This window comes from Atopobium deltae (assembly GCF_001552785.1).
GTDB classification, from domain to species: Bacteria; Actinomycetota; Coriobacteriia; order Coriobacteriales; family Atopobiaceae; genus Atopobium; species Atopobium deltae.
In genome coordinates this window covers 15,346-42,221 of the sequence record NZ_KQ959486.1, presented here as the reverse complement: position 1 = coordinate 42,221, position 26,876 = coordinate 15,346, and the positions used below count along the sequence as shown (strand labels likewise).

The following is a 26,876-nucleotide window of genomic DNA, read 5'->3' as shown; positions in this document are numbered from 1 at the left end:
ATTCCCTCGCTTTATAATTGTAGTCGGTAGAGTGAACTTCTCGGGAGATCGTGTTTGCAGACCAAGTGGGACTAACCGCGCTCGGGATGTTGCGTCCCAAGTCGCGCCCCAAGATCGTGTTCGGAGATCGTGTGCTGATACAAACTATTGCTCAAAGCCTTTTGCAAGCACCCGCGATGGCGCAAACCATGCGCCAGCTTGCGGCACAAAACGATGCGACGCTCGCTGTCGTGCAGTCGGCGCGCCCGCTGGTGGTGGCATCGGTGTGGGCGCACGACCCCCGTCCCATGCTTTTTATTGTCCCTGGCGAGGAAACCGCACAGCGTGCCACGCGTGCCCTGAGCAGCTGGCTCGGGGTAGAAAACGTACGCCATTTTCCTGCGTGCACAGATTTTCCCTGGTCAGATACTCCCATTGACAGCGCCGTTGTGGGAGCGCGCGCTGAAGCTCTGTGGTTGCTTGCGCAGGCAAAACCCTGCGTAGTGGTCGCAAGTGCCCATGCACTCATGCGTCGCGTGCCGCCCGTGGGGGTGGATTGGTGGGCGCCATCGCGCTTCGACGTGGGCGACGAGGTTCCCTTCGAAGAAATGGGCGAGTTGCTTGTTGGCCTGGGTTATGCCGATGATCAAGACGTGGCAACCCCAGGCACGTTTCACATTCGTGGGGACGCGGTGGACGTGTTTCCCGCGCAGCACACCTCACCCGTCCGCATCGAATTTTTTGGCGATCAAATCGACCGCATCCGCAAAATGGTGGCCTCGACCAGGCAAACGATTGCCGATGTCGATTCGGTAACGGTTGCCGCCTGTCGCGAAATTGCCCTTACCGATAAGACCATCACCCGCGCACGGCATGCCCTGTACAACGACGCGCAGGAAGATAGTCAAATAGCTGCGGATCTAGAGCTTATTGAGGCTCGTTCAAGCGCTCCGCATCTGGATAAGTACCTGCCCGAGTTGTATGGCGGCTCGGCGAGCGTTTTTGAGCACATGAGCCAGGAGACGCTCGTTATTCTTTCGGAACCGCGCGCCCTGTTTGATGATTGCCAGCGCAAAGAAGACGAACTTCTAGCTGCGGCGTCTGCGGCTCGCGCCTCGACCAAGGGGCTGTTTAGTGACGCGCGTCAGATGGATTTTGGCATGCAGCAGCGCCTATCCTTATCGTCCATCCTGCGCACGCAAGACAACTCTGTGCAAAAGCTCGAGGCTCGCCAGCCCGCCGTTGCGGGAAGTCACGCCAAGCTCATCAATCGTGTTCGACAGTGTGTCGAGAATAACATGCAGGTCGTGTTTGCTGTTCCCGAGCGCTCGGCTCGCGAGTCGCTGGAGCTTTCGTTTAACGACGAGCACATTCTGTTTTGTGAGCGACGTGCGAGCGGTGCTTCAGGTGGCGCGCTGGGTTCGAGTGGTGCCTCCGACGAAAAACCCCTGCAGCGCGGCGTTGTCACCTTTGTTGACCTGCCGCTTCCTGCGGGAAGCGTGTTTCCTGAGGCAAAGCTCGCGGTCTTCTCGGTAGCTGATTTAACGCAGCGTATGGCCAAACATGCGACGCACAAACAAATCGATCCCACCACCGTGACCTTCCCGTTTAAGCCGGGCGATTACGTGGTGCACGCCACGCACGGCATCGCGCTGTTTAAGGACATTGTGCGTCAAGAGGTCGCGGGGCGAATGCGCGATTATTTTTTGCTGGAATATGCGCATGACGATAAACTCTTCGTGCCGCTTGAGCAGGTCAATCGCCTTTCTCGCTATGTTGGTCCCGATGGGGCGAGCCCGCGCCTGACACGTCTGAATACGGCGGACTGGTCTCTCGCGACGAGCAAGGCCCGCAAGAGTGCCAAAAAATTGGCCTTTGACCTGGTGGATCTGTATACGAGACGCGCTTCGGTTGCAGGACACGCCTGCGCACCCGACACACCTGCCCAGCACGAGATGGAAGCGAGCTTCCCCTACGAGCTGACGGCCGACCAAACGCGTGCGCTTCTGGATATCAAGGCCGACATGGAATCAACTCGCCCCACGGATCGTTTGCTGTGCGGTGACGTTGGCTTTGGCAAAACCGAGGTGGCGCTGCGTGCGGCATTTAAGACGGTGACGGATGGGCGACAGGTCATGATTTTGTGCCCGACCACCATTTTGGCCGAGCAGCATTTTCAGACCTTCTTTAATCGCTTTGTGCCTTTTGACGTGGACGTTCGTGTGCTTTCGCGTTTTGTAACGCCCGCCAAGCAGCGCCGTGCACTTGAGGGCTTTGCCTCGGGCGAGGTCAAGGTGCTCGTGGGTACGCATCGTCTGCTTTCCAGCGATGTGAATCCGCGCGACCTAGGGCTTATCATCATCGACGAAGAGCAGCGCTTTGGCGTGCAACACAAAGAGCAGCTCAAAAACATGCGCGAACAGGTTGACGTGCTCACGCTTTCGGCGACGCCCATTCCGCGAACGATGCAAATGGCGATGAGTGGCGTGCGCGATATGTCACTGATTTTGACGCCTCCGCCAGGGCGAATTCCCGTAAAAGTGCAGGTCAGTGAGTACAATTTGGATACGGTTTCATCGGCGATTCGCGCTGAGCTGGCGCGCAAGGGGCAGGTCTACTACGTGTCCAACCGCGTCAACACCATCGACGAGGCAGTCGAACGCGTTATGCAAGCAGCACCCGAGGCGCGCATCGGTGTGGCCCACGGCAAGATGAGCGCGCGCGAGACGGAAGATGTGATGATGCGCTTTGAGGCGCACGAAATCGACGTTCTTATCGCCACGACGATTATCGAAAGCGGTATCGATAACCCCCACACCAACACGCTGATTATTGAGGACTCGCAGCGTCTGGGTTTGGCGCAGCTGTACCAGCTCAAGGGGCGCGTGGGTCGCGGGCGCATTCAGGCGTACGCGTACTTTATGTTCCCAGCGGCGTCGGTGCTCACACCCGAGGCGATCGACCGTTTGACGGCCATTAACGAGTATCAGGAGCTGGGAAGTGGCATGCGCATTGCCATGCGTGACCTAGAGATTCGCGGCGCTGGTTCGCTGATGGGCGCCGAGCAGCACGGCAATTTGTCGAGTGTTGGCTTCGATCTGTTTACGCAGATGCTGAGCGAGGCCGTAAGCGAGGCGCACGGCGAGCAGCCCTTGCTGGCGCCGACCGAGGTAAGCATCAATCTACCCGCTGATTTTTACCTTGACGCGGATTACATTCCCGATGTCGATAAGCGCGTCGTATTGTATAGGCAGCTCGCGTCCTTCACGAGTCTGCAGCAGATTAATGAGCTGGAAGCCGCAACCGAGCAGCGTTATGGCGAGCTTTTGGAAGCGGGGCGCAACCTCTTTGATCGTGCGCGTCTTCGCATTCGCGCGCAGCGCTTGGGCGCGACGGCGATCTCGTTGAGTGAGGGTCGCCTCGTGTATCTGGGGCTCGAGGTTTCACGTGTAACAGCCGCCGCGTTGCAAAAGCGCGGGGCGCGCGTGTTTGTGAAGTCAAAAAAGCTGACGTATCCATTGCATCGGGCGGACGAAGATATTGTTCCCGCGGCCCTAGGGTTGCTTGAGGAAATAGGTGGCGATGATGAAGAATAATGAGGTGCGTGAGCTGAGCGAGCTGCCCGATCAGCAGTGCGAGACACGCGATCAGCAGTGCGAGACGCCTGCCGAGAAGACCAGCGGTACTGCCGCCGAGAAGGCTGGCGATGCTGCTAGCGAGAAGGCTGGCGATACCCGCGAGCTCGTACAGTATGCCGACGAGCAAACGCAAAAGCGCGCAGGTGCCCCTGGTGCCCATGCATCGTTTGACCGCCTGGTTCGGACCATTTGGCGCTTGCGCCAGAGCGACGGATGTCCCTGGGACAAAGAGCAAACTCACCAATCGATTGCAAAAAATATGATCGAAGAAGCTTACGAGGCCTTCGATGCGCTGAGTGAGCTTGATGCATCGATCCCCAGTGTGACGGATGCCAGCGCAGAAGCAGACCGCAGCGCGTCAACTGATGCCATTGAGCATCTGCAAGAGGAGCTCGGCGACGTACTCATGCAGGTAGTGATACATGCACAAATCGCCTCTGATACCGATGAGTTTACCATCGATGATATTTGCGAGCAGCTTAACGAGAAACTCGTGCGACGTCACCCCCACATTTTTGCCGACCAGCATGCGCACAGTATCGATGATGTTCTTGCGCTCTGGGAGAAGGTCAAAGATGAAGAGCGCGAGCGTTCAATCCAAGCTGCGGAGCAAGGCGCGAATCAAGCCACGGTTCGAGCCGTCGCGCCCAAGCCCGAAGGTCTTCTCGCCAGCATCCCTAAGACGTTTCCCGCACTTATGCAGGCGCAAAAAGTGGGAAAACGCCTGCGTAAAGCTGGACTTTTGATGGAGGAGTTGTGCTCCGAGCAAATCGTCGCGGGGTCAAACGCTCCGGCGGGTGAGTACACTACAGTTTCGCTCGGCACACCGCTAAATCCAGAGTCTCTTGGCGAGCTGTTGTTTTTGTTGACGCAGCAAGCTCAACAGCAGGGGATAGATGCCGAGACGGCGCTGCGAGCGTATACCACCAAGCTTATGCAGCGTTGGGCATACGTTGAACACAAGGCATGGAAAGCCAAGGTCAACGAGCATGACGTGCCCGACGCACCCGCCAGCTCTTCCATATCCGCCACCGCTGGCGAATCTTGCAAACAATGGTGGTGCGAATCTAAGGCTATAATAGGGAAAGCAGAAGATACACGCTAATATGTACGCACCCGCATGCCACATCGAAGCAGAAACGAAACAACCATGGCATTGACTGACTACATACCTTTTTTAGAGAGCCTGTTTAAAGGCCGAGCTGTCCGCGGTGGCCGCGGAGCTGTGCGCTCAAGCCGCGCTGGTCGCGGTATCGGCGAGCGCCTCAGCAGTACGCTTCCCTCTAACACTCGTTCCGCAAGCTCCCGCCCTGTCACCGAACGCCCACAGCAAAAAAATCGCATCGTACGCCCGCAGGACAAAAAGCCAACGCTTTTGCAGCGCATAGGCAACTGGTACGCCTCGCTTGGCCACCTTCGCGTTTTGGTGGTGGCAGCCATCACGCTCGGTCTTCTCGTCATCGCATTTTATAGCCCCGTGAAGGTGTGGTACACGGCCTATCGGGACAAGCAGCTGTACGCTTTGCAGCTCCAGGTGCTCGCCGAGCAAAACAAGAAGCTGCAAAGCGAGGTCGACCGTCTGCAGAGCCAAGAGGGCATCGAGGATGAGGCTCGAAAGCGCGGCTACGTCAAGGCCAATGAGACCTCGGTGACCATCAAAGGCAAGACGACCACCAACGGCGAGGCCGACGCGGGCGCCTCTAAGGACGAGCTGGAAGAGGTTAAAACAAAAAATCCGTGGTACATAAATGTGCTGGATAAATTCTTCATGTACAAGCCGAGCAAGACCCATGTATAAGCCAGGACACGCCCATATATAGGTTGGGAGTACCCCTCGCGTAGGTCGGAGAATACTCATGTATAACATCGCATGTATCGATATTGGAACCGTTACGGCGCGTTTGGCGCTTGCGCAGTTTGATGACGAGAAACTCTGCACCTTTGAAAAGGTTTCTTCGGTCATTTGTAATCTTGGCGAGGGGCTTTCGACGATCGTGCCTGAGTTTTGGGATCCCTCGTTTGAGGACTCCTGTGAGCAGGACGAGGGCGAGGGTCAGCAGGATGAGAGCGTAGAGCTTCAGAACGAGTGGAACTTAGGTGTGTTGGGTGAGCTCGTCGAAGGCTACCAGAACGAAGAGCACCAGAACTTGCTTTCGGGTAAGGCAATGCAGCGTACGATTGCTGCTGTTAAGAACTTTGTGCAACAAGCGCGCGACTGGGCGCAAAACCAACCGCAAAGCCAAACGCAAAACCAGCCTCAACCTCAGCCTGAACTCCGCTTCGTCTGCACGCTGACGAGCGCCGCGCGCGATGCGCAAAACGCCGATGAGCTCCTCGATGCACTTCGTGAGCTCGGTTTAGACCCGCAGATACTTTCGGGCGAGCTCGAGGCCTACCTTACGTTTTCGGCTGTTTCGCGCGATTTTATCGACAAGCCCCTGCTGGTGTGCGACTGCGGTGGCGGTTCGACCGAACTTATCTACGGCACACAACACGCAGACCACACGATCACGATTCACAAACTGTGCTCCATGCAGCTGGGCGCGCGGCGCCTAACCGATACCTTTTTACTGGGCCAAGATTCGTTATCGGTAGATGAGATTCAGGAAGCGTACGACTATTGCTGTGACGTGGTCTACAAACGCGCTTCGTGGCTGTACGACGACACGCTGCCTGAGCGAGTGCCGCCGAGCTACCTTAGGGTTGCGTCCAAGCCTGATAATCTGCACTTTGTCGCCGTCGGAGGCACAGCTACCTCGTTGGTTGCGATGGAAAATAAACTCGTGCCTTATGACGCAAGCCGTGTGCACTTGGCAAAATTGGATAACTTTCATGTGCGCGCCTGGCTCGAGGAGCTGGGCGATAAGACCGAGGAGCAGCGCGAGAAGATCGTAGGCCTGCAGCCGCAGCGTGCCCCCGTCATCTTTGGTGGCACGATGATACTCGACGCGATCTTATCGATAGCAGAAATCAACGTTATGCAGGTCAGCGAGCATGATTTGCTGCAGGGTGTGGCCTGTGCTGTTCATCAGGCCTGCCGAGAAAACCAAAGTTTTGTGGAATGGCTAGAACAAAAAGCACAACTGTTGTAGGATAATTGCGTGCTTATGTGGGGGCGTGGCGGAATTGGCATACGCAGAGGACTTAAAATCCTCGGCCGTGAGGCTTGCGGGTTCGAGTCCCGCCGCCCCTACCAGCCCCACACCTACCAGCATACTCCGCTTTCGCGTTCATTTACCTCGCCGCTTAAAAGCTTTTTGCAGAAGACGCAGGCCGCATAGATATGTCAGATCACAAGCCTTCAACATCGAATAAACCCGCACTGCCAAACAAGCCCGCAACAGCGGTGCCAAACAAGTCCGCAGTCGCGGCGCCAAACAAGCCCGCAACAGCGGCAGGCAAAACGTCGCTGCATGCTCAGTTGGCAAGCGATCTGCGCGAAAAAATTTATCGACACGAATTGGTTTCCGGACAGCGAATTGCTTCCGAGCACAAGCTCGCCAAGCGATACAGCTTGTCACGCGGAACGGTACGTAAGGCAATTTCGGCTCTCATTGAAGAAGGCCTGCTCAAAACTGTGCAGGGTAGCGGTACCTTTGTTGCGGATCACGCTCTTTCGCATCCCGCGGGCGTGCGCCCCTTATCGTTTGCGGCATCCTTGCATCAACAGGGCAAAGAGTTTCAGACCCACCTCCTCGCAAAAGAGGTTTTGCTTGCGCCTCGCGAGGTGGCCCAACATTTGAATATTCATCCTAGCGAGAACGTCATGTTTATGCGCCGTGTGCGCAGTGTGGACGGACAGCCTGTGATGTGTCAGGAAAGCTGGTGCCCGCTGCGCGAATGCCCTGGTATCGACGAGGTCGATTTTACGCAGGTAGCTGCTTTCGATGCAGTCGAGCAATGCTCGGGTCGTCGCATTAAGACAGCGCAGATGCGCTATGTGGCGCGTGTTGCTGGCCGCCAGCACGGAGAATATTTAGCCGTTGACGAGACCGCGCCCGTGCTCCTGCTTATTCAAACTATTTTTCTTGAAGATGGGGCCATTATTGAGTGGAGCCTCACTTGGCTCAAGGCTGGACAAGAAATTCTTGGCACTGCCACACAGGAATAATTTCGCAAGACCAAAACCGTTAAACGTTGCCAAACTTCCGCCGAGCGGTTTTTCTAAAACCTCACGATAAAGTATTTGCTTTATTCACAGTTTGTGCATAAACTTGTTTATAAAAGTATGAACAAGTTGCGCTTTAACAGGCATAACGCAGTGAATAGTAATAGCTGGCAGTTGAAGGAGTCGGTATGGGAAACGTAATTTTGCAGCGTCCATTTTTTGTCGTCAACCCTAAGTCGTATTTGTATGGGCAAGAGCTCTACAAGCTCGCAAAAAAAGTTGATGAGCTCTGCGAGCACTACCATTTCCAGTCGCTATTTACCGCACAACTCATTGATTTACCTTGGGTTATTCAGAATTGCCCCCATCTCATCCCTTGCGCCCAGACGATGGAGTCGCTCAAACCAGGCCGTGGCATGGGCCATGTCTTGCCAGAAGCCTTGGCAGCAGCGGGCGTGCAAGCAACCTTTTTAAATCACGCCGAGAACCCCATGACGATTCACGAACTTGCATCTACGATTATGCGTGCCAAAGAGGTCGGTATTCTCACCTGCGTCTGCGCCGACTCGGTGGAAGAAGCTCGCGCTATTGCGCAGTTCAAGCCCGATATTATGACCTGCGAGCTCACGAGCCTTATCGGAACGGGGCAAATCGCTTCGCAGGATTACATGCGTGCGTCGACGCAGGCCGTCAAGGAGGTTTCTCCCGACACGATGGTGTTGCAAGCGGCGGGAATTTCGACGGGACAAGACGTGTATGACGCCATTATGTACGGCGGCGATGCTACGGGCGGAACCTCGGGAATCGTGGCGGCAAAGGATCCCTTCGCCACGCTCGACGAGATGTTCGAAGCGCTGGACCGCGCCCGTTGCGACCTCAAGAAAGGAATGTAGTCATGACTGTGTATAAGGGCTTAGTAACGGTGCAAACTCTTGCAGATAAACCCACGTATTTAGACATTACAAAGAAGGTCGGCGAGATCGTAGCTGCCTCTGGCATTAAGGAAGGAACCGTCACGGTTATTTCGTGTCACACCACCTGCGCGCTCTTCTCGGATGAGCATGATCACGATCGCACGGGTTCGGGAGATTTGTTCTTGCACGCCGATCTTAACGATGGCTTGCAAAAGATTTTCCCCGAGCAAAAAAATTGGTCGACCTATCGTTATCCTGGCGAGAAGCATTTCGAGGCCGTAGAGAGCTGGCCCGATGCCGCAAGCTATTTGCCAGGTGGCGATCGCACGCTTTTGTGGAACGGCGATGCTCATCTGCGCGCGACCCTGCTTGGTGGCTCGTGCGTCTTTGAAGTTGCCGGCGGGAAGCTTCAGATGAATGGCTTGGCGTCCATATTTTTTGTGGACTATGACCGCACGCGCGAGCGCACGCGTAAGGCAAAAGTCATCGTCATAGGTGAGTAGGGCAAGTAGCTTCTCCGCCATCTTCTCCGCTATGAGTAACTCCGTTTTATTGTAGTTTTTAGGCAAAAATCGTATAGTAAACCAGTGCTTCAAACAACGCTGAAGGGAGGAAGCATGAAAAACATTATTTTGGCTTGTGGTTCGGGAATTGCAACATCAACAGCGGTCGCTGCGAAGATTAAAGATTTGCTCGATGCTAATGGCCTTGCTGGAACATTCAACATCACGACGTGTTCCATCGCCGAGGCTGTCGATAAGTCCAAGGACGCTGATCTTGTGATCGCAACCACAGTCAAGCCAGCTGGCATTGAGTGCCCATTTATCTCGGGCATTCCTTTCTTGACTGGTATGGGTCGCGCTGCTGCAGAACAGCAGGTCCTTGATTTCATGAAGGCCTAAAGTTTGCTTGTTTGCTACGTTTGTTGCGTTCGCAACTTAGTCCGTTGCCTCGCAACCAATTTGCTGCATTTGCAGCCCAGCTCGTAACCCAACGATGTATGTAGTAGAAGTGTTATTAGAAGAGAGACACATATGGACGCAGTCATTAGCTTCTTCTCGGGTTTGTCAAGCCTTGGCGTCTCGGTGGTAATGCCTATTGTACTTACTATTATTGGCATGGCCTTTGGCGCAGGCTTTGGTAAATCTCTTAAAGCAGGTCTTACGGTCGGCATCGGCTTCATTGGCCTAAATCTTGTTATTAACCAGCTCATGGGTACCGACTTTGCTGGCGCTGTAACCGCTATGGTGCACCGCTTTGGTCTGTCCCTTTCGGTTATGGATGTTGGCTGGCCTGCAGCTTCGGCCATCGCCATGGGCTCCATCGTTGGAACCATCATCATTCCGTTGTCGCTGCTCGTCAACGTTGTGATGTTGCTTACCAACACCACCCAGACGGCAGACGTTGACATTTGGAACTACTGGCACTTTGCCTTCACGGGTGCTCTTGTTGCCATCGTGACGGGTAACGTTGCCTATGGTATTGCTGCCGCCGTGATTAACGAGGTCGTCGTTCTTATCATCGGCGATGTAACCGCCCCCATGGTCGAGCAGTCCCTTGGCCTGCCTGGCGTTTCCATTCCTCACGGCTTTGCGGGCGCCTATGCACCCATTGCTTTTGCCATGGACTGGCTTATCGATAAGATCCCTGGCTTGAACAAAATTGACATAAACGTCGAGAGCCTCCAAAAGCGTTTTGGTGTCTTTGGTGACCCCGTGCTTCTTGGCTCCATTATTGGTTTAGTTATTGGTGTTTTGGCAGGATATGGCTTCCTTCCTGCGATGGGTGCCGATGGCAAGGCCACGCCGAGCTTCTTGGCAACCGCTGTTTCGATGGGTGCTGTCATGGTCTTGATTCCAAAGATGGCTGCTCTTCTGATGGAAGGCTTGCTGCCTATTTCGGACGCCGCTTCTGCCTTCATTCAGAAGCACTTCCAAAGCCGTGGCAAGATCTACATCGGTCTTGACTCCGCTGTGGGTACTGGTCACCCCGTTACCCTGACGATGGCTCTTATTTTGGTGCCCTTCGCCATTCTTCTTGCCTTCATTCTTCCTGGCAACAAAGTTATGCCTTTGGTTGACCTTGCCTGCATTCCTTACATGCTGGTTTTGGTTACCCCCATCGTTCGTCAAAACGGCTTCCGCGGCATCTTGACTGGTATTGTCGTGCTGGCTGTTGGTCTGTACATTGCAACCGACCTTGCTCCGCTTATCACTACCGCTGCTGCGAATGTTAACTTTGACATGAACGGCGCTGCTGCTATTTCGTCCATCTGCGATGGCGCTAACCCTCTGACCTGGGTTATTGTTCGCTTGGGCGCTCTTGGTGGCGGCATTGGCCTTACTGTTCCTGCTGCCGCTGCTTTGGCGCTGGCCTTCTGGAACCGCATGCGCATCCTTAATGAGGCAAAAGCTTTGCACAACGAGAACGAGTAAGCTTACGCTGATACGCACGCAGGTTGCGTTCCGACATGCGTGCACCCCTAGATCGCGCGAGGACACGAACACACTCAAGCGCGCGTGTACGTAAATTACAGACTCCATGTGGAGGCGGGACTTTCGCAAGGAGGTTCCGCCTCTGGAGGTTTTAATGAAGCAGTATGTATATGAACCAAAACGATTTTTTGTCTCGGTGACCTTTACGGGCCTGTTTTGCATTGTCATTTGCGTAGCGTGCATCGGAGCGTTTTTTGACCTCGTGCCTCTGCCGCGCGGCATTGCGGCGATTGCGGGGATTGTGGCTACGTATCAGGTGTGGAACACCTTTATTGCCCTTGCAAATCCCCAGGTTGTGACCATTGACGATAAAACTATCCGTTTTAGCGCTTACGGTCGCACGGACAGCTTTGCACTTGCAGACATCACGACCTTCTCGGTACGAGAATTTTCGGGAAAGCGTTACGTGCGCATCAACGGTGGCAGCTTGTTCCAAGGCCGATACTGGCTTCAAACGGCGTGTATCGAGAATGGCGATGAGCTCGAAGCATGGCTGGCTGACTTTGAATACCGTGTCGATCCCCATTCGCTTAAGTCGCAAGCTCGTCGACCGTATCATACGCGCACGTCAGACAAGCGACCTAACAAACAGCAACGAGACGATACGATTGACAAATAAGACGACAAAACGACAAACAAGCGACAAAAAGGAGAGCATATGCTGGTAAATCTTCGTGATATCTGTGCGATTGCCGAGCAAAATACTATGGCGATCGCGGCGTTTAATGCACCAAGCCTCGAGGCTGTGCGTGCGGCGCTCGACGCTGCCGAGCAGACGGGCTACCCCGTTATTTTGGCCCACGCGGAAGGCCACGAGCACACGGCTCCTTTGAAGTACATTGGTCCCGCCATGGTTGCGCTGGCCGAGCGCTCCAGCGCGATGGTGTGCGTGCATCTGGACCACTGCGAGCACCTTTCGTATTTGCGTCGCGCGCTCGATATGGGCTTTACAGGTGCTATGTTCGACGGCTCCTACATGCCCTACGAGGTAAATGTCGAGAATTCCGCACGTGCTGCCGAGATCTGCGCTTCGTTTGATGCTGGTCTTGAGTGTGAGCTTGGAAGCATGGGTTCTCGCGAGGCGGGCTCTCGTGATGAGGGTGGTACCGCCGAAGAGTCGGGTGCAGTGTACACCGATCCACAACAGGCCGAAGAGTTTATCAAGCGTACGGGTTTGGATATTTTGGCCTGCTCCTTTGGTACCGTGCACGGCATTTACAAGGGAGAACCACATCTGAATTTGGACGTCCTTCGTGACATTCGCTCTCGCATTAAGTTGCCGCTGGTCATGCATGGTGGCTCGGGTGTCTCGGATGAGGATTACCACAAATCCATTGATGCGGGCATTCGCAAAATTAACTACTATACCTATGGCGTGAAGTTTGCGGGAGAAGCCGTGTGCGATCTTATCGCCGAGCGCCGCCGCGATCACAAGAATGCCATCGTGTACTGGCACGATATGACGCCTGCGGCTTACGAGCGCATGCTTGAGGACTTTACGCAGGTCATTAAGGTCTTTGCTAACGGCGCCAAGCCCCTGGCATAGACAGGTCTCATCAGCTGATCGCACCATACACAACGGGAAGGAGCTACACGTGAGCGAAAACAATACGACTGATACCGCCGTCGACAGCACCGCAGACGGAGCCTGCCTCTACAGGCCAGAGCTCGTATTCTTTGATTTTGAGGCCGACACGTACGTCGACTTTTTTGAGAAACTTTCGGCCATTTTGCTGGAGAAGTGCTATGTAAAAGAGGGTTGGCTTAAGGCTATTACCGATCGCGAGCGTGATTTCCCAACTGGCCTTATGTTCGAGACTATTGGCGTGGCTATTCCTCACGTTGACCCGCAGCATATTGTGAAGCCCTACATTGCCATTATTAAGCCCAAGACCACAGTGAGTTTTGAGCCGATGGCGGGTATGGTGGATCATGCTATCGATGCGAGCCTCGTGGTGAATCTCGGTCTGCTAAAGCACGCCGAAGGTCAGGTTGAGGTGCTGCAAGCTATGATGGGCATGTTTATGAATGAGGATGCCGTCAAGGAAGTACAGGCGCAAACCACGCCCGAGGGCATGGTGGAGTGCTTCAAGCGTTACGCCAACGTTGAGTAAGACGTTTTGGCACGACATCGCGCACAGGCTTGCACGCAGTATCGCACGCAACGTGAATAAAAGTGGCTTTCGCTTAAAGCGAGAGCCGCTTTTCTGGTGTTGAGAGGGCTGGTGATGCTCAGGCTCGCCTAAGACATCTTCCAGTGCGTCTTTAAAGTTTTCGTAGCGCTTATATGCTCCTGGATGTTTTTTGAATTCTTCGTATTCCTGCAGGAAAGCTCGTGTCTGCTCATTTGAAATCTCTTCTGTGACGTCCATGACAATACCTCCTTCACCTAATGATGGAGGATTTTTATAAGAAATCTGAAAAGTATTATCTTGTCGATCACGCTTTGCGCTCTGCAATTTTAGGCACAAAGGATATGGATTATGGTCGCATATACGAAAACATAGTGGCTATTGAATTGTATCGTCGTGGGTATGAAGTTTACGTTGGAAAGCTTTATGAAAACGAGATTGATTTTATTGCCCTTAAAAGTAATGAGAAGCTCTATATCCAGGTAAGCAATGATATTTCGGAGCAAAAAACCTTATCTCGAGAAATAGATCCTTTGCTAAAAATAAAGGATGGGTATCCTAAAATGCTTTTGACTCGTACCAAACATCCAAAGGTTCTTAAAGAGGGGATACCAATTATTGATATTGCTAACTGGCTTCTGGAAAAAGAAAATCCTTGATGGCAAAAAAATGGTGCCCCCAACGGGACTCGAACCCGTGTTTCCGCCTTGAAAGGGCGATGTCCTAACCACTAGACGATGGGGACCAAACATGAATGAATTTTGCACGAATGAGTATAACAAATAATCTTTTAAAAAGGTAGTGCAGCACGCAAAAAGCCGTGCTAGTCATCAAAGCCCTCATTTTGTGCAAACTTTTTGGCCTGCTGCATAAAATCTTCGTGTTGCTGAGCCCATACCACCAGATCTGGTGTGTCGGCCAGCATGCTTTCGGCCTCGTGTATGGCTATAGCCACCTCCTCAAAGCTCTGCTGCTCAAACGAAGGTCTGTCCAAAAGATAGGTATCCACAAAAATAGGGGTAAAGAGCAAAAACGGACCTGCCTCGTAGGTGTGCATAAAACTCAAGAGGGCACGACGCGCAGCGCGCATACGGTCGAGCTTGTAGAACAGAAGCAACCTCGCCAAGCTAAACCAGGCATTACCCGCATGCATAAATTGTTCTTCGAGTTGCTCGAGCTTCTCTTCCAGCTCAAGACGTGCATAGCACAGCGCCAAGGTATAGCGCGCACCCAGATGATCGGCTGGATCGCTTCTAATGAGCGCTTCGCAACAAGCCTGTGCCTGGCTGTATCGAGCGGTGTTAAACATGGCTCGCGCTGTACATGCCCGCGCCCGCAGAGAAGGTCGGTCACAGACGTTACTCCACCCGTCTTCGACGTTCGTGCGCGTTACGGTCGAAATGGCATGAAGCTGCATGCGCTTAAAGAGATCCTCGCCGTCTCCGTCTGCCATGAGCAGCGCCAGGGTTTTGGCATCGGTACACTGGGGATCTATTTGCAAAATTCGTTGGCACTCTTGGTAGGTGTCGTAGAGCCAGCGTCGACGGCGTTTAGTAAATTCTTCTTCGTCGGCGGCTTCAAACTGTGTGTGCTCTTCTCGGCAGCGGTCGAGCAGGCGGACGAGCGCCAAAAAAGCCTTGTTTTCGGGCGTGGTGGCATAGGCGTCGGGATTATTGCGCACCTCATCGGCAAGTGCGAGGTTTCCCTTTTTCGAAAGAGGAATCACGTGCAGGGCGTGGTCGAGCTGAACGCGCTCAAAGTATTCCTTCCAAAAATCCATGGCTGCCTTCACTTCTGCGGTTCGTCATCGGGGGTGTTGGGGTCGCTGGCTCCGCCGTCGGGGGCGTCGGGCTTCTCGTCGGCTTCACCGTCGGCATTGTCGTCATCGGCTCCGGCGTCCTGCTCAGAAACGAGCTCTTCGGTTTTTGCCTGCAACCAGTTGCCCAAAGGACCGTGCTTTTCGTTATCGTAGCCCTCCTCCAAAAGCACCGTCGCCTCGGAGGTGGCGATAACCAGTTCGTCCTCGCTAAAATCGACAAGCAAAATGCGTCCAAACACGCTGTCGGGCAGCTCATTTTGATTGTGTAAAATTTCGGGGGCATGCGGATAGTAACGCACCAAACGGTTGAAATAGACATTGCAGGCGGCCTCGTCACCAGCTTTAAATGCGAGCGACAGGCGCGCCAACAGCATCCAGGCATCCTCTTTGTTGCGTCGCCGCAGTTGTTTGGTAGCGCGAGCAAGTGCCGTCAGGCCGTCGGCGTCTTCGAGTTTGGCGTAGCTCAGCGCTGCCGTAAAGCGTGCACCTGACGTGTCTTGGGGGTCGAGCTCAAGGAGCTTCTCGCACGTCTTTGCTGCTACACGATATTTTCCGCAGATAAGGGCGCGGCTGGCAAGCGTAAAAAGCCAGCGCAGATAGGGGCGCATAGCAATATCTCGTGCCAGCTGGATGTCGAGCGGCGTAGTGCCTTGCGCTGTATCGCGGGTCTTCTCGCAATCAGCTTTGACCTTATCGGTCTCGTCACGCAGGTATTCGTAGTAGCCGTTGAAGCTCGTATACATCGACGCCGCCAGCATGCGGTGGGCATCGTGACAAGCGGGGTCGAGCTCTATGGCCTCCGACAAAAGCGTCGTAGCCTTAGTAATGATGCTATTTGCGATCTCGTCCTCTTCAAACGGCAGCATGTAGTCAACAAGGATGGCTGCCTTTGCCGTCAGGTGAAACGCGCGATCTTGATCAGTCTGCGCCAACGAGTCGGGGTTCTCGCGATACTGCGTTCTGAACTCCTCGATGCGCTTGGATGTTTGCGCTACCTGCGAGATGTCGCCCGTGGGGAGCGTTTTTGCAAAGGTAAGTCCCAGGCGCTGATAATCTTCGGCAGCGGGATCAAACGCCATAGGAACTCCTTTCGACAAACGATCTGCACGCGCGCGTAGCGAGCGGCGCGGCGCGGGTGCGGCGATCTTCTCGCCATCGCGACCCAGAGCGCGCCAGCAACACTAGTATAAAGATATTTTTGGTATTATAAATGCTTGGCCTACCTGATGAATAGAAAACAGCGCAGGTGGTACCATGGATACGACAAACAAAACTACCGTAAAATCATACATGGTCTGCTCGCCCGCACGCGACCTGCGCGTGGCCTACACGCGGTTGCATGCGGACGCAACAAAGATGCACGCTTGTATCGCATAGTTTGAGGAGCTACGCATGCGCGACAAACTAGAAAAACTCATCAAAGCCTACGAGGAGCTCGAGAAGAAGATGGTGGATCCCGCCATCGCCTCGGATCCCAAGGAATATGCTCGCATCGCGAAGGAGCATGCCTCGCAAACACCGCTTGTGACCAAGGCAAACGAATACATCCAGGCGCTCGACGACATCGAGGCCGCCAAGGAAATGCTGCACGAGGCCGACGCTGACGAGAAGACCATGCTGCAGGAAGATATTGCCGCAAACGAGCAGCGTCTCCCCGCGCTCGAAGAGGACATCAAGATTATGCTCATCCCAGGCGACCCCAACGACGAGAAGGACACCATTGTCGAGATCCGTGCGGGCGTCGGCGGCGACGAGGCGGGCATCTTTGCTGGCGACCTTTTCCACATGTACGAGCGCTTCGCTTCCGCACGAAAGTGGAAGATCGAGGTCTTATCGTCCAGCCCCTCCGACTCGGGCGGCTTCAAGACCATCGAGTTTAAGGTCTCGGGCGACAAAGTCTATTCGGTCATGAAATACGAGAGCGGTGTACATCGCATTCAGCGAGTTCCCAAGACGGAGTCGCAGGGTCGCATTCAGACCTCGACCGCAACGGTGGCTGTGCTTCCCGAGGCCGACGAGATCGACATTCAAATCGCGCCCGAAGAGCTGCGCATTGACACCTACTGCGCCTCTGGCCCTGGTGGACAGTGCGTTAACACTACCTATTCGGCCGTGCGTATCACGCACCTGCCTACTAATACGGTGGTCCAATCGCAGGATCAGCGCTCGCAAATTCAAAACCGCGAAGTCTGCATGCAAATGCTCCGCGCCCGCCTTTACGAGATGGAGCTCGAGCGTCAGCAGGCCGAGCAGGGCGCTGAGCGCATGAGCCAGATCGGCCACGGCAATCGTTCCGAAAAAATCCGCACCTACAACCAGCCGCAGGACCGCGTTACCGATCACCGCATCGGCTTTAATGCGACCTACAACGGGGTGCTTTTGGGCGATACGCTTCCTAGCATTATTGAGGCTCTGGCTGCGGCGGACCGTGCCGAGAAACTCGCACAGGCAGTGTAGGTTGAGCGACATGATGAGTGTCGCTGAGGTATAGCACAGCATTTATGGAATCATGTTGGACAATAGGAAAAGTCCTCTCGTGGACAACGGGGTATTTGCAGCGTAAAGGCGACGAACACCCGCGCCTTTCGGCGGAATGGCTCATCAATTCGGTGACCAACTTGTCGCGCGTCGAAATCTACATGCATTTTGACCAGCCCCTTACGGCCCACGAGCTCGACCTCATGCACAAAGCGGTCGAGCGCCGCGCTTCGGGCGAGCCCCTGCAATACATCACGGGTGAAATGCCCTTTCGGCACATTGTTTTGCGCTGCGAAAAGGGCGTGCTCATCCCACGTCCCGAAACAGAAGTGCTGGTCGATGAGGTGCTTGCAGCACTTGATGAGAAGACCGACGGCTCGCAGCCCGATGCGGCTGCCGAGAAGCCTGACGGCCCGCAGTCCGACAGCCCGCAGTCTGCTGGCAGCCACCCGCTCGTGCTCGAGGTTGGAACAGGTACGGGATGCATCGCCTTAAGCATTGCCCACGAGCATCCGCAGGCGCAGGTAGTTGCTACCGATATATCACCGCGCGCTATTGCGCTTGCCACCCGAAACAGAGATGCGTTATCGCTGCAAGACCGCGTGGACCTCTGTCAAACTGACCTAGCAGCTGACGTGGACCCAACTCTCATGGGAACCTTTGATGTGTTAGTTTCGAACCCACCCTACATCCCCACGAAGGTGCTTCACGACGATATTCCCGCAGAAGTACGTGATTTTGAACCAGAGCTTGCCCTCGACGGCGGCGCTGATGGGTTGGATGTGTTTAGGCGCTTGCTTAAACTTGCTGCGAAGGCTCTTGCTTCAACAGGCGTTTTGTGTGTCGAGCTGCACGAAACGACGCTGCAGCAGGCAGCACAACTTGCTTCAGAACAGCAAATCTACCAGGACATCCGCATTATTGAGGACTATACACATCGTCCGCGCATTTTATTCTGCAAGCGCGGACCGCAACTTAATGTTCAAGGTGCAACAAAATCCTCGCAGCCAACACATCCCGCGCAGCCGTAACCATCCTAAGGAGCATCTATGGCATGCCTTATTAAAGCAGATCAAAATAATCCATCCGACGAAGTTCTCGACCGTGCTGTGCAGGTGCTGAATCACGACGGCGTGTGCATCATGCCAACCGATAGCGTTTACGGCATTGGCTGCGCGGCGTATGCGGATAACCCTGCTCACGAGCGTATTTTTATTGCCAAGAAGCGCGATCGTGCGCAGACGTTGCCGCTGCTTTTGGCGAGCCCCGACGATTTGTTTGTGTACGGTCGCGATGTCCCTCAGTGGATGGAAAAGCTCGTCAAGACGTTTTGGCCTGGCGCCCTCACGGTGGTAGTGAAGGCCTCCGAGCAGCTCCCTGCCGAATATGTAAAAGCTGACGGTACCATTGCGCTGCGCGTTCCTAATTCCAATTTGGTGCGTGCACTTGCCGCAAAATTGGGCACACCTCTTGCGACGACGAGCGCCAACATTCACGGAATTCCTGCTGCGACCTCGGGATCTTCTCTGGATCAGCAGCTGTGCGAGCAGGTGGATCTTGTCATCGACGCGGGCCCTGCCCCTATTGCGATTGCCTCCACGATTGTGGGTGTGCGCCTGGCGACTTCGGGCGAGTTAGAGCCCGTGATTTATCGAGAAGCCGCATTGAGCGTGCAACAAATATACGATGCGATAGGTTGTTAAATGAGTTCTGCAGATACGAACGCTACATGCGAGATCACGCCCGACGACAAGAGCGAAGTAACGCGCGAAGGCATTAGCTTTGCTTCGGCTGATAAGAAAAGCACCTGCCGAGGTTTCATCTGGTGGCCCACACAACCCACACAACCCACCCAGACGAGTCACGCTACACATCGCAGCTCAGAATATAGCAGCTCAGAGCACGTTGCGGGCCCACGTCCAAAAGCCTGTATCCAACTCATGCATGGCATGACTGAGCACATTGCTCGCTATGAGCGCTTCGCGCATGCCTTATGTGCGCACGGCTTTGTGGTGTGCGGTATCGATCACATCGGTCACGGGCAAACAACCCCCGATCCAAGCCAGCGCGGCGTTTATGATCCCCAAACTGCGGCAACGCAGATCGTAGAGGATCAGCAGAGTTTGCGCAAACTCATGCAGCAGCGCCTTACATCAAAGTTCGGCCTGGAGTTCGACTCACAGAACCCCGTAGGCGGCCAACATGAGACCATCCCGTACGTGCTCTTCGGCCATTCGATGGGTTCGTTTGTGGTGCGAGCCTACCTTACGCGCTACGGAAAAGGCCTTGCGGCGGCCATTATTATGGGCACCGCTTGGCAGCCTGCACCCGAGGTTTCGAAAGCCCTTATCAGCATGATTGCAGCCGTCAAGGGTTGGTCGCACCGCAGCTCGTTTGTGAACAATCTTGGTACGGGCGGATACAACGCTCAGATTTCGCTCACGCCTGACGAGAAACTCCTCCAGCAGCAAGGCACGCTCACAGGATATGAGTGGCTCTCGCATGACGCCCGCGAGGTGCAAGCCTATGCGGATGATCCCGCCTGTGGATGGATGTTTTCGCTCAGCGGCTACAAGATGGTGTTAGATTTGGTCCAGTGCGCCCAGCGCTCGCAAAATATACAAAACATACCCCACAAACTGCCCATATACATTATTTCGGGCGAAGAGGATCCCGTGGGAAGAGCGGGCTCGGGCCCCGTGCAAACCTTCCGCGCGTATCGAAAGGCTGGCCTCGATCACACCGAGTTGCAAATCATTGCCCACGCACGCCACGAGTTGTTGCACGAAACGACAGCCGCCTCGACCACCGCCGAACTTATCGACTGGATCGATGGGGTTATTAAGAAGCCCGTCGCGCAGGAGCAGTAAGGTGATCGCGCGCAACGCTGATCTTCTCGTCCGCCGGTAGCGCCAAGTCGTGCGCCGCGTGCCGATAAACCCGTCCGCACCACCGATAAACGAAAATATCGAACGCGGTAGACGTGCGGCTACCACTTACACCGAAATAAAACAACGTCTAGCGAATCTTTCCTCAAAAAAGGCCCGCGCAACGTGCATTTTCTCTAAGCTGAAAGTGGTTGAACGTTGCGAGTAGTCTTGCGAGAGTCTTGTATATGCGTAGATTTTTCTTCTAGCTTTTTCTTTTGAGCAGGCCATACGTTTACACGAGGCTAAGTGTCAACGTGGGTTTGTGTTTGCATACGAGTGGATGTAGTGCCATAAGGAGCAACGCCATGGATGCTGGAAGGAACGCACATAGTTTTATAGGCGGTCGCGAACGCAGAGCAGGTGAGCGCACCTCGAGTGCCGAGAGCGCTGCCCACACCGAGCGCACCGCCACCCGCGTCCCACGCCAAACGCGCGTCTGCAACAGCATCCATCCGAGTGCTTACGATATTGATGATGTGGCTGCTGTTTTGCGTAGCGGCGGCCTTGTGCTCATTCCTTCCGATACGACCTACATTTTGGCGACCATGCTTCTGAACAACAAGCAGCTCTCGGAAGGCGTGGCGGCGCTCTTCTCGCTTAAAAAACGAAAACGCCATCAAGCGTTCCCCTGGATTGTCAAGGCACCCTCGGACCTAGAGGTCTTTGGCTGCGAACTTTCGTGGGATGCTCGCCAGATTGCAAGGCACATCTGGCCTGCGCCCGTCACGCTTGTCGTGCGCGCGTCCTCGGCGGTACCCAAAGTGCTGACCCGCCCCGATCAGACCATCGCGCTACGCATGAGCTCGCATCCATTTGTGGCGGGCATTTTGCAGGCGTGCGACTCGTCGCTGATCGTGAGCAGCGCTAACCAGCACTTAAGAACCATTCCTGAGAATTTCTCGCAGATAAACCCTACGATTATGCAGTCGGCTGATATTGTGTACGAGGGCATTCCCGATGCCTGTCAGGGCATCAGCACCATCATCGATTGCACTGAGGGAGAAACGCGGGTGGTGCGCCACGGCTGCACACCTGTAGCACGTATAGAAAAGGCCATCGGTCACCGCATCGCCAGCAGCTAACGACCGAATCAGCGGGTAGTGACCAGCGTAAGTGGGTAGCGACCGAATCGAACAAAACATAGCAAAGGTTGGTAACAAAGATATGAACATGCTCGATATGTCTTCTCGTGGGGTAAAGCCGACGTATGTGGCGCACTTCTCAACGCGTCGCAAGTTCGCCCCGCGCGCCGAAACCACGTCGCAGGGCTATATTATGAGCCTCGACGCAGGCACAACGAGCGTGCGCGCTATCCTGTTTGACGAGTACGGCATGGAGGCCGCGATCGCGCAACACCATATTTCTATCAGCTACCCGCATCCCGGATGGGTGGAGCAAGACCCCATCGAGATCTTATCGGCGCAGATTGCGTGTATGGCAGAAGTCCAGTTCAAAAGCGGCATTCGAGCCGATCAGATCAAGGCGATTGGCATTACCAACCAGCGCGAAACCGTGGTGGTGTGGGACCGCCGCACGGGTCAGCCGATCTACAATGCGGTCGTGTGGCAGTGCCGGCGCACCGCGCCCATTGTCGAAGCTCTTATCGCCGATGGTTACGAAGAGCTTATCCGCATGCGCACGGGGCTTATCCCCGACGCTTACTTTTCGGGCACCAAAATCAAGTGGATTTTAGAGAATGTCGACGGTGCGTCCGAGGCCGCTAAAGCTGGCGATTTGCTCTGCGGCACTATCGATAGTTGGCTGATGTATAACCTGACTCGCGGCAGAGTGCATGCCACCGATTACACCAACGCGAGCCGTACTATGCTTTTTGACATCCACAAACTCGCCTGGGACGACGAGCTCTGCGACATTTTGGGCATTCCGCAGGTCATGCTCCCCGAAGCACTGCCTTCTGACGCCTTTTTTGGTAAGGTGCATGCCGACATCATGCCTCATCAGCCGCCCATTTGCGGTGTCGCGGGCGACCAGCAGGCATCCCTGTACGGTCACTGCTGTTTCGATGCGGGAAGCGTCAAAAACACCTACGGAACGGGCTGCTTCATGCTCATGAATCTGGGAGACGCCGCGACCTTGTCCACTAACGGCCTGGTTACCACCATCGGCATCGGTGAGGACGGCAACATCAACTACGCCTTCGAGGGCTCAGTCTTCCAGGCGGGCTCTGTAGTGCAGTGGCTGCGCGACGGGCTCGGTCTTATCGAGCATCCGTATCAGACCGAGAAGATCGCCCGCTCGGTACCCGATACGGGCGGCTGCTACATCGTTCCCGCCTTTAGCGGGCTGGGCGCGCCGTGGTGGGATGCGGATGCTCGTGGCGTGATTTGCGGCATTACGCGCAGCTGCGATCGAGCGCGTTTGGTGCGCGCGGCTTGTGAGTCGATGGCGTATCAGACCTACGATGTGCTGCATGCGATGGAGGCGGACTCGGGGCAAACTTTGAGCTCGCTGAAGGTCGATGGCGGCGCTTCGGTGAACAACTTCATTATGCAATTCCAGAGCGATCTTTTGGATATTGAGGTCATTCGCACGGCGCAATCTGAGGTCACGGCTTTGGGCGCTGCCTATTTGGCGGGCATCTCCTGCGGCTTTTGGGAGGACAAGCAGGAGGTTTCCTCGCTGGTGCCGGCGGGAGATACCTTCCGCTCACAGATTTCGGGGCAGCAGCGCGAGCAGTTGCTTGCGGGTTGGCGCGTGGCCGTCAGGCGCACGATTTCGTAAGTCGTACGTGCATGTGATAAACGCGAGAATGCCGCAAGAAGCATTAACACGGAAGTTTTAAACTTATATACTGAAGACGCGAGCTACATACGCTGGCGCGGGTATATACGTCAGCAAGGATAGAAACGCAAGTGGAGCATAAACTCAGGTAGGCGTTGGTACGCAAGTAAAAGCTGGTAAGGAGACTGTATGCGCATCGCTATTGCATCCGACCACGCAGGGTTTGGTCAAAAAGAGCTGCTCATTGAGTATTTGCAGCAGCTGGGTCACGAGGTTGTCGACTTGGGGCCTCAAAATGAAGAGAGGGTAGATTACCCCGATTTTGCCGATAAGGTCGCGCGTAGCGTCGCTTCTAAAGAAGCCGAGCGTGGCGTTTTGATTTGTGGCACGGGCATTGGCATGGCACTCACGGCCGATAAGTTCCCTGGAATTCGCGCCTCGGTCATTCAAACGCCGCAGTTCGCGCACCTCTTTAGAGAGCACAATGACGGCAACGTCCTGTGCATTTCGGGTCGCTTTGTCGATCTCGATACCAATAAAAAGATTATCGATGAGTTTTTGAACACCAAATTTGCCGGTGGTCGTCACACGGGTCGCGTCAATAAGATCATGCGTGAGGACAACGGCTTGTTTAACAACCTGTAATCCGATCAACAAGGTACGTACGTGCTTCGCGAAATGTTGTACGCGCGGCACACAACAGAAAAGGAAAGAATATGCTCGATTTTGATACTTCTCGTTTGACCATTGTTGATCACCCCTTGGTGCAGCATAAGCTTCATATTTTGCGTAATGAAGAGACAGGCACCAAGCAGTTCCGCGAGCTTGTCACCGAGCTTGCTATTTTTGAGGGTTACGAAGCTATGCGCGACCTGCCTCTGGAAGACGTTGTCGTCAAGACGCCCTTGGAGGAGACGTACTGCAAGCGAATCGCTGGTAAAAAGGTTGCAATCATCCCCATCTTGCGCGCTGGCATGGGCATGGTCGATGGCATGCTCAGTCTTGTTCCATCCGCTCGAGTGGGTCACGTGGGCATGTATCGCGATCCCGAGACACATGAGCCGCATCAGTACTACTGCAAACTTCCATCTGACGTGCAGGATCGTACCTGCCTTATCGTCGATCCCATGCTTGCCACGGGCGGCTCGTTGACGGCAGCCATTCAGTTCTTGCGTGATGCGGGTGTCAGCGACATTCGTGCGTTAGTGCTAGTGGCGGCACCCGAGGGTGTAAAAGCAGCGCTTGATTTTGATAAGGGCTTGCATCTTTACACCTGTGCGCTTGATCGCTGCCTTAACAATCATGCCTACATCTTGCCAGGTTTGGGCGATGCAGGCGATCGCATTTACGGCACCAAGTAGCACGGGCAAGCGCGAGGCCGTGCGTGCAGCCGCACGTTTGACGTAACTGGACGTTTGCTGCAAGCGCACGGTCTTCTCGGCGTGGTGCGTAAGGCAAAACAAAGTTTTATGAGGGGCTAGGCTAAGTAGGGTAGCAACAGCACAGAGAAAGTAAAGGAACACATACCATGCCTCAGGTAATGAGCGGCGTGCAGCGAAACAAAACAAAGTGGGCGCATACCTGGAGTAAGATAGTTGGTGTCTTGCTGGTAGTAACATCATTGGTGTTACTCGTGCTGTTGTTTGCACTTTTGCAGACGCATCCCAGTCCCGCGCCAGCGCTGGTCATCATCTCGGCCTACGTGCTGCTATGCTTCTTGTATGCCTACGTCATGGTTTTGCCCGACGACCTTACCCTGAAGGCAACCGACCGCACCTTGCAAATCGCTTCTCAACTGCTGGAATATACCTCGCATGGCTTGTCGTCAAACATGGCGCGTGGCGTCTGCGACATTATTTTGCCCGAGACGCTTGCGTCGGCCATCTCTATTACCGATGGCAAGCAGATGCTTGCTGCGGCGGGTAAAAATGCAGCGCATTATCCCTTTGGAAGCTCCGTTAACCAGGCGACGCTCGACTCGGTCCTGACGGGCACGGTACAGATTTTCCATCGCAGCGTGTTGCCCGAGGCCGATCACTTCCCACTTCGTGCGGGCGTCGTAGTTCCACTTAAGGTGCACGAGAATGTCGTCGGCACCATTGAATTGTATTACTCAAATGCCAGTCAAATCGATCGTCGCCAGATTGCGTTGTCGACGGGTTTTGGTGAGCTCTTATCGTCCCAGCTCGTGACCCATGAGTTGGAAGAGCAGTTCAAACGATCTTCTCAGATTGAATTACGGGCGCTGCAATCGCAGGTAGACCCGCACTTTTTGTTTAATACGATCGGCACCATTGTATCGGTGGTGCGCACCGATCCCGATCGGGCGCGCTCGTTGCTCATCGACTTTTCGAGCTATTATCGTCAGACACTCGGCAATTCCGAGAGTTTAATTACGCTTTCGCGTGAATTTGATCAAGGCATTCGTTATATTAATCTTATGCAGGCACGATACGGAAACGAGCGCCTCCTTGTTGATATTGATTTGGATCCTCAAACAATGGATTTGCTCGTACCGCCCTTTATCGTGCAGCCCATTTTGGAGAACTGCATTAAGCATGCGATGCGTGAGGAGGATCCGCTGCACATTTACTTTGCGAGCAAGCGCATTAAAGATGGCTTGCAAATTATTGTTCAGGATGATGGATTGGGCATGTCGGAAGAGGTACGAAGCACGGTATTTGACATTGATCCGCACCCCGAGCACCACACTGGCAAGGGTTGCGGCCTGGCGTTGTGCAATGTTTTATCGCGTGTACGTTATTTCTTCGACACCAATTCGGGGATTGATATTTATTCAAAGGAGGGCGTTGGCACTACGGTGTGTTTCAAGTTGGTAGGCACCCCGCGCGCTGCATCCGATGATGCTACGGCTAGCAATACGACGATTAAGGAGAATGCATGAGTGCTTGGAAGGTACTTTCGGTTGATGATGAGCCACCTATTCGCGCAGAGATTCGCTACCTGCTCGAACAGGATCCGCGAGTCGACGAAGTGCTTGAAGCGGGCAGTGTCTCGGCGGCGATGGCGGCCATTATGGAGCAGGACATCGACGTGGTGTTTCTTGATATTTCGATGCCAGGCGTGAGCGGCATGAAGTTGGCGGAGTTTCTTCAGGACTTAAACGAGCCGCCTACGGTGGTGTTTGTGACGGCCTATTCCGAATATGCGGCCGATGCCTATGACTTGGATGTGGCCGATTACCTGCTCAAACCAGTCGAGCTCGATCGCGTGGTTCGAGCTCTTGATAAGGTCGAGTTGCTCAAGCAAAAACACAAGCGCGTTACAAAAAGGCCCGCGCGTATTCAGGTTGATAACCACGGTCTTCAATCTTACATTTTGGTGCGCGACATTTGTTATATTGAAGCACGGGGTGACTACGCGAGTATTTTTACTAAAGATCATGAGTATCTCATCAAAAGTACGCTTTCGGCTTTGGAGGAGCGTTTGGAGCCCGAAGGCTTTATGCGCATACACAAAAGTTTTATCGTCAACATGAGCCAGATTGATACGGTGCGCAGCGTCGGTCACGGCTTACTTGAGCTGGTGCTTTTTGATGATCAGCAGGTGCTTCCCGTGTCGAGAAGAAAAGCGATGCTTGTTAAGCGTGCATTGGGGCTGAGTGACCAGCGACTATAGCA

Annotated in this window: 25 protein-coding genes and 2 tRNA genes; 24 read left to right on the top strand and 3 right to left on the bottom strand. The window is 54.4% G+C overall.

Annotated features, from left to right (window positions below):
- The first annotated feature begins 131 nt into the window (after positions 1 to 131).
- The 14 genes from mfd (at position 132) to HMPREF3192_RS01465 (ending at position 13,925) form a co-directional block, all read left to right on the top strand.
- Positions 132 to 3,575, top strand: coding sequence for a transcription-repair coupling factor (gene mfd, locus HMPREF3192_RS01530; RefSeq protein WP_066304820.1), 3,444 nt, complete (start codon positions 132 to 134; stop codon positions 3,573 to 3,575).
- Entirely contained in the window at positions 3,562 to 4,722 is a 1,161-nt protein-coding gene (locus HMPREF3192_RS01525; RefSeq protein WP_066304754.1) for a MazG nucleotide pyrophosphohydrolase domain-containing protein, read from the top strand. The genes mfd and HMPREF3192_RS01525 overlap by 14 nt, the downstream gene beginning before the upstream one ends.
- Before the next feature lie 45 nt (positions 4,723 to 4,767).
- The gene (locus tag HMPREF3192_RS01520) at positions 4,768 to 5,415 is read left to right on the top strand and encodes an FtsB family cell division protein (RefSeq protein WP_066304752.1); all 648 of its coding nucleotides are present in this window, start codon (positions 4,768 to 4,770) and stop codon (positions 5,413 to 5,415) included.
- A 58-nt stretch (positions 5,416 to 5,473) separates the two neighbouring features.
- Positions 5,474 to 6,709: a Ppx/GppA phosphatase family protein gene (locus HMPREF3192_RS01515; RefSeq protein WP_066304751.1), complete on the top strand. Its 1,236-nt coding sequence runs from the start codon at positions 5,474 to 5,476 to the stop codon at positions 6,707 to 6,709.
- A 19-nt stretch (positions 6,710 to 6,728) separates the two neighbouring features.
- Positions 6,729 to 6,813: transfer RNA gene (locus HMPREF3192_RS01510), tRNA-Leu, on the top strand.
- A gap of 87 nt (positions 6,814 to 6,900) precedes the next feature.
- Positions 6,901 to 7,728, top strand: coding sequence for a GntR family transcriptional regulator (locus tag HMPREF3192_RS01505; RefSeq protein ID WP_082715538.1), 828 nt, complete (start codon positions 6,901 to 6,903; stop codon positions 7,726 to 7,728).
- Positions 7,729 to 7,913: 185 nt separating this feature from the next.
- Positions 7,914 to 8,618, top strand: a complete 705-nt coding sequence (locus HMPREF3192_RS01500; protein WP_066304749.1) for a triose-phosphate isomerase — start codon at positions 7,914 to 7,916, stop codon at positions 8,616 to 8,618.
- A 2-nt stretch (positions 8,619 to 8,620) separates the two neighbouring features.
- Positions 8,621 to 9,142 carry a YjbQ family protein gene (locus HMPREF3192_RS01495; protein WP_066304747.1) on the top strand — a complete coding sequence of 174 codons (522 nt, stop codon included), beginning with the start codon at positions 8,621 to 8,623 and terminating at the stop codon, positions 9,140 to 9,142.
- 114 nt (positions 9,143 to 9,256) lie between these two features.
- Complete coding sequence (locus HMPREF3192_RS01490) at positions 9,257 to 9,541, top strand: PTS sugar transporter subunit IIB (protein WP_066304745.1); 285 nt, start codon at positions 9,257 to 9,259, stop codon at positions 9,539 to 9,541.
- Between the two features lie 132 nt (positions 9,542 to 9,673).
- Positions 9,674 to 11,074 carry a PTS galactitol transporter subunit IIC gene (locus HMPREF3192_RS01485; RefSeq protein ID WP_066304744.1) on the top strand — a complete coding sequence of 467 codons (1,401 nt, stop codon included), beginning with the start codon at positions 9,674 to 9,676 and terminating at the stop codon, positions 11,072 to 11,074.
- 154 nt (positions 11,075 to 11,228) lie between these two features.
- On the top strand, positions 11,229 to 11,753 hold the full coding sequence (locus HMPREF3192_RS01480; protein ID WP_197414532.1) for a hypothetical protein: 525 nt from the start codon (positions 11,229 to 11,231) through the stop codon (positions 11,751 to 11,753).
- A gap of 39 nt (positions 11,754 to 11,792) precedes the next feature.
- On the top strand, positions 11,793 to 12,680 hold the full coding sequence (locus HMPREF3192_RS01475) for a class II fructose-bisphosphate aldolase (RefSeq protein WP_066304740.1): 888 nt from the start codon (positions 11,793 to 11,795) through the stop codon (positions 12,678 to 12,680).
- A gap of 49 nt (positions 12,681 to 12,729) precedes the next feature.
- A complete protein-coding gene (locus tag HMPREF3192_RS01470; protein ID WP_066304738.1) occupies positions 12,730 to 13,248 on the top strand; it encodes a PTS sugar transporter subunit IIA in 519 nt (172 codons plus the stop codon).
- 278 nt (positions 13,249 to 13,526) lie between these two features.
- Positions 13,527 to 13,925: a DUF4143 domain-containing protein gene (locus HMPREF3192_RS01465; RefSeq protein WP_066304734.1), complete on the top strand. Its 399-nt coding sequence runs from the start codon at positions 13,527 to 13,529 to the stop codon at positions 13,923 to 13,925.
- Between the two features lie 11 nt (positions 13,926 to 13,936).
- Here the strand turns inward: HMPREF3192_RS01465 and HMPREF3192_RS01460 are convergent.
- The 3 genes from HMPREF3192_RS01460 to HMPREF3192_RS01450 all read right to left on the bottom strand — a co-directional run bounded on the left by HMPREF3192_RS01460 (position 13,937) and on the right by HMPREF3192_RS01450 (position 16,164).
- Positions 13,937 to 14,011: transfer RNA gene (locus HMPREF3192_RS01460), tRNA-Glu, on the bottom strand.
- 78 nt (positions 14,012 to 14,089) lie between these two features.
- Complete coding sequence (locus HMPREF3192_RS01455; protein WP_156422820.1) at positions 14,090 to 15,046, bottom strand: hypothetical protein; 957 nt, start codon at positions 15,044 to 15,046, stop codon at positions 14,090 to 14,092.
- 8 nt (positions 15,047 to 15,054) lie between these two features.
- Positions 15,055 to 16,164: a tetratricopeptide repeat protein gene (locus tag HMPREF3192_RS01450; RefSeq protein ID WP_066304729.1), complete on the bottom strand. Its 1,110-nt coding sequence runs from the start codon at positions 16,162 to 16,164 to the stop codon at positions 15,055 to 15,057.
- A 313-nt stretch (positions 16,165 to 16,477) separates the two neighbouring features.
- On the opposite strand from HMPREF3192_RS01450, the gene prfA reads away from it, so the two are divergent.
- From prfA to HMPREF3192_RS01400, 10 genes are all read left to right on the top strand, one after another.
- Complete coding sequence (prfA, locus tag HMPREF3192_RS01445) at positions 16,478 to 17,542, top strand: peptide chain release factor 1 (protein ID WP_066304728.1); 1,065 nt, start codon at positions 16,478 to 16,480, stop codon at positions 17,540 to 17,542.
- Positions 17,543 to 17,586: 44 nt separating this feature from the next.
- Positions 17,587 to 18,594, top strand: a complete 1,008-nt coding sequence (gene prmC / locus HMPREF3192_RS01440) for a peptide chain release factor N(5)-glutamine methyltransferase (protein WP_082715537.1) — start codon at positions 17,587 to 17,589, stop codon at positions 18,592 to 18,594.
- A gap of 18 nt (positions 18,595 to 18,612) precedes the next feature.
- A complete protein-coding gene (locus HMPREF3192_RS01435) occupies positions 18,613 to 19,266 on the top strand; it encodes an L-threonylcarbamoyladenylate synthase (protein ID WP_066304725.1) in 654 nt (217 codons plus the stop codon).
- Positions 19,267 to 20,433: an alpha/beta fold hydrolase gene (locus tag HMPREF3192_RS01430; RefSeq protein ID WP_066304724.1), complete on the top strand. Its 1,167-nt coding sequence runs from the start codon at positions 19,267 to 19,269 to the stop codon at positions 20,431 to 20,433. It abuts the gene before it with no gap.
- A 365-nt stretch (positions 20,434 to 20,798) separates the two neighbouring features.
- Positions 20,799 to 21,575, top strand: coding sequence for an L-threonylcarbamoyladenylate synthase (locus HMPREF3192_RS01425; RefSeq protein WP_066304722.1), 777 nt, complete (start codon positions 20,799 to 20,801; stop codon positions 21,573 to 21,575).
- Between the two features lie 193 nt (positions 21,576 to 21,768).
- Entirely contained in the window at positions 21,769 to 23,235 is a 1,467-nt protein-coding gene (gene glpK, locus HMPREF3192_RS01420) for a glycerol kinase GlpK (protein WP_066304816.1), read from the top strand.
- Positions 23,236 to 23,424: 189 nt separating this feature from the next.
- Positions 23,425 to 23,880 carry a ribose 5-phosphate isomerase B gene (gene rpiB, locus HMPREF3192_RS01415; protein WP_066304720.1) on the top strand — a complete coding sequence of 152 codons (456 nt, stop codon included), beginning with the start codon at positions 23,425 to 23,427 and terminating at the stop codon, positions 23,878 to 23,880.
- 71 nt (positions 23,881 to 23,951) lie between these two features.
- Positions 23,952 to 24,596: a uracil phosphoribosyltransferase gene (gene upp / locus HMPREF3192_RS01410; RefSeq protein ID WP_066304719.1), complete on the top strand. Its 645-nt coding sequence runs from the start codon at positions 23,952 to 23,954 to the stop codon at positions 24,594 to 24,596.
- 167 nt (positions 24,597 to 24,763) lie between these two features.
- Positions 24,764 to 26,140, top strand: a complete 1,377-nt coding sequence (locus tag HMPREF3192_RS01405; protein ID WP_066304716.1) for a histidine kinase — start codon at positions 24,764 to 24,766, stop codon at positions 26,138 to 26,140.
- A complete protein-coding gene (locus HMPREF3192_RS01400) occupies positions 26,137 to 26,874 on the top strand; it encodes a LytR/AlgR family response regulator transcription factor (protein ID WP_066304714.1) in 738 nt (245 codons plus the stop codon). Before HMPREF3192_RS01405 ends, HMPREF3192_RS01400 begins: the two co-directional genes overlap by 4 nt.
- Positions 26,875 to 26,876 lie beyond the last annotated feature (2 nt).

Excerpts from the sequence above, each read along its gene's own strand:
- HMPREF3192_RS01525 (WP_066304754.1), top strand. The coding sequence starts at position 3,562 with ATGATGAAGAATAATGAGGTGCGTGAGCTGAGCGAGCTGCCCGATCAG.
- HMPREF3192_RS01520 (WP_066304752.1), top strand. The coding sequence starts at position 4,768 with ATGGCATTGACTGACTACATACCTTTTTTAGAGAGCCTGTTTAAAGGC.
- HMPREF3192_RS01515 (WP_066304751.1), top strand. The coding sequence starts at position 5,474 with ATGTATAACATCGCATGTATCGATATTGGAACCGTTACGGCGCGTTTG.
- HMPREF3192_RS01505 (WP_082715538.1), top strand. The coding sequence starts at position 6,901 with ATGTCAGATCACAAGCCTTCAACATCGAATAAACCCGCACTGCCAAAC.
- HMPREF3192_RS01500 (WP_066304749.1), top strand. The coding sequence starts at position 7,914 with ATGGGAAACGTAATTTTGCAGCGTCCATTTTTTGTCGTCAACCCTAAG.
- HMPREF3192_RS01495 (WP_066304747.1), top strand. The coding sequence starts at position 8,621 with ATGACTGTGTATAAGGGCTTAGTAACGGTGCAAACTCTTGCAGATAAA.
- HMPREF3192_RS01490 (WP_066304745.1), top strand. The coding sequence starts at position 9,257 with ATGAAAAACATTATTTTGGCTTGTGGTTCGGGAATTGCAACATCAACA.
- HMPREF3192_RS01485 (WP_066304744.1), top strand. The coding sequence starts at position 9,674 with ATGGACGCAGTCATTAGCTTCTTCTCGGGTTTGTCAAGCCTTGGCGTC.
- HMPREF3192_RS01480 (WP_197414532.1), top strand. The coding sequence starts at position 11,229 with ATGAAGCAGTATGTATATGAACCAAAACGATTTTTTGTCTCGGTGACC.
- HMPREF3192_RS01475 (WP_066304740.1), top strand. The coding sequence starts at position 11,793 with ATGCTGGTAAATCTTCGTGATATCTGTGCGATTGCCGAGCAAAATACT.
- HMPREF3192_RS01465 (WP_066304734.1), top strand. The coding sequence starts at position 13,527 with ATGATGGAGGATTTTTATAAGAAATCTGAAAAGTATTATCTTGTCGAT.
- HMPREF3192_RS01455 (WP_156422820.1), bottom strand. The coding sequence starts at position 15,046 with ATGGATTTTTGGAAGGAATACTTTGAGCGCGTTCAGCTCGACCACGCC.
- HMPREF3192_RS01450 (WP_066304729.1), bottom strand. The coding sequence starts at position 16,164 with ATGGCGTTTGATCCCGCTGCCGAAGATTATCAGCGCCTGGGACTTACC.
- prfA (WP_066304728.1), top strand. The coding sequence starts at position 16,478 with ATGCGCGACAAACTAGAAAAACTCATCAAAGCCTACGAGGAGCTCGAG.
- prmC (WP_082715537.1), top strand. The coding sequence starts at position 17,587 with ATGGAATCATGTTGGACAATAGGAAAAGTCCTCTCGTGGACAACGGGG.
- HMPREF3192_RS01435 (WP_066304725.1), top strand. The coding sequence starts at position 18,613 with ATGGCATGCCTTATTAAAGCAGATCAAAATAATCCATCCGACGAAGTT.
- HMPREF3192_RS01430 (WP_066304724.1), top strand. The coding sequence starts at position 19,267 with ATGAGTTCTGCAGATACGAACGCTACATGCGAGATCACGCCCGACGAC.
- HMPREF3192_RS01425 (WP_066304722.1), top strand. The coding sequence starts at position 20,799 with ATGGATGCTGGAAGGAACGCACATAGTTTTATAGGCGGTCGCGAACGC.
- glpK (WP_066304816.1), top strand. The coding sequence starts at position 21,769 with ATGAGCCTCGACGCAGGCACAACGAGCGTGCGCGCTATCCTGTTTGAC.
- rpiB (WP_066304720.1), top strand. The coding sequence starts at position 23,425 with ATGCGCATCGCTATTGCATCCGACCACGCAGGGTTTGGTCAAAAAGAG.
- upp (WP_066304719.1), top strand. The coding sequence starts at position 23,952 with ATGCTCGATTTTGATACTTCTCGTTTGACCATTGTTGATCACCCCTTG.
- HMPREF3192_RS01405 (WP_066304716.1), top strand. The coding sequence starts at position 24,764 with ATGCCTCAGGTAATGAGCGGCGTGCAGCGAAACAAAACAAAGTGGGCG.
- HMPREF3192_RS01400 (WP_066304714.1), top strand. The coding sequence starts at position 26,137 with ATGAGTGCTTGGAAGGTACTTTCGGTTGATGATGAGCCACCTATTCGC.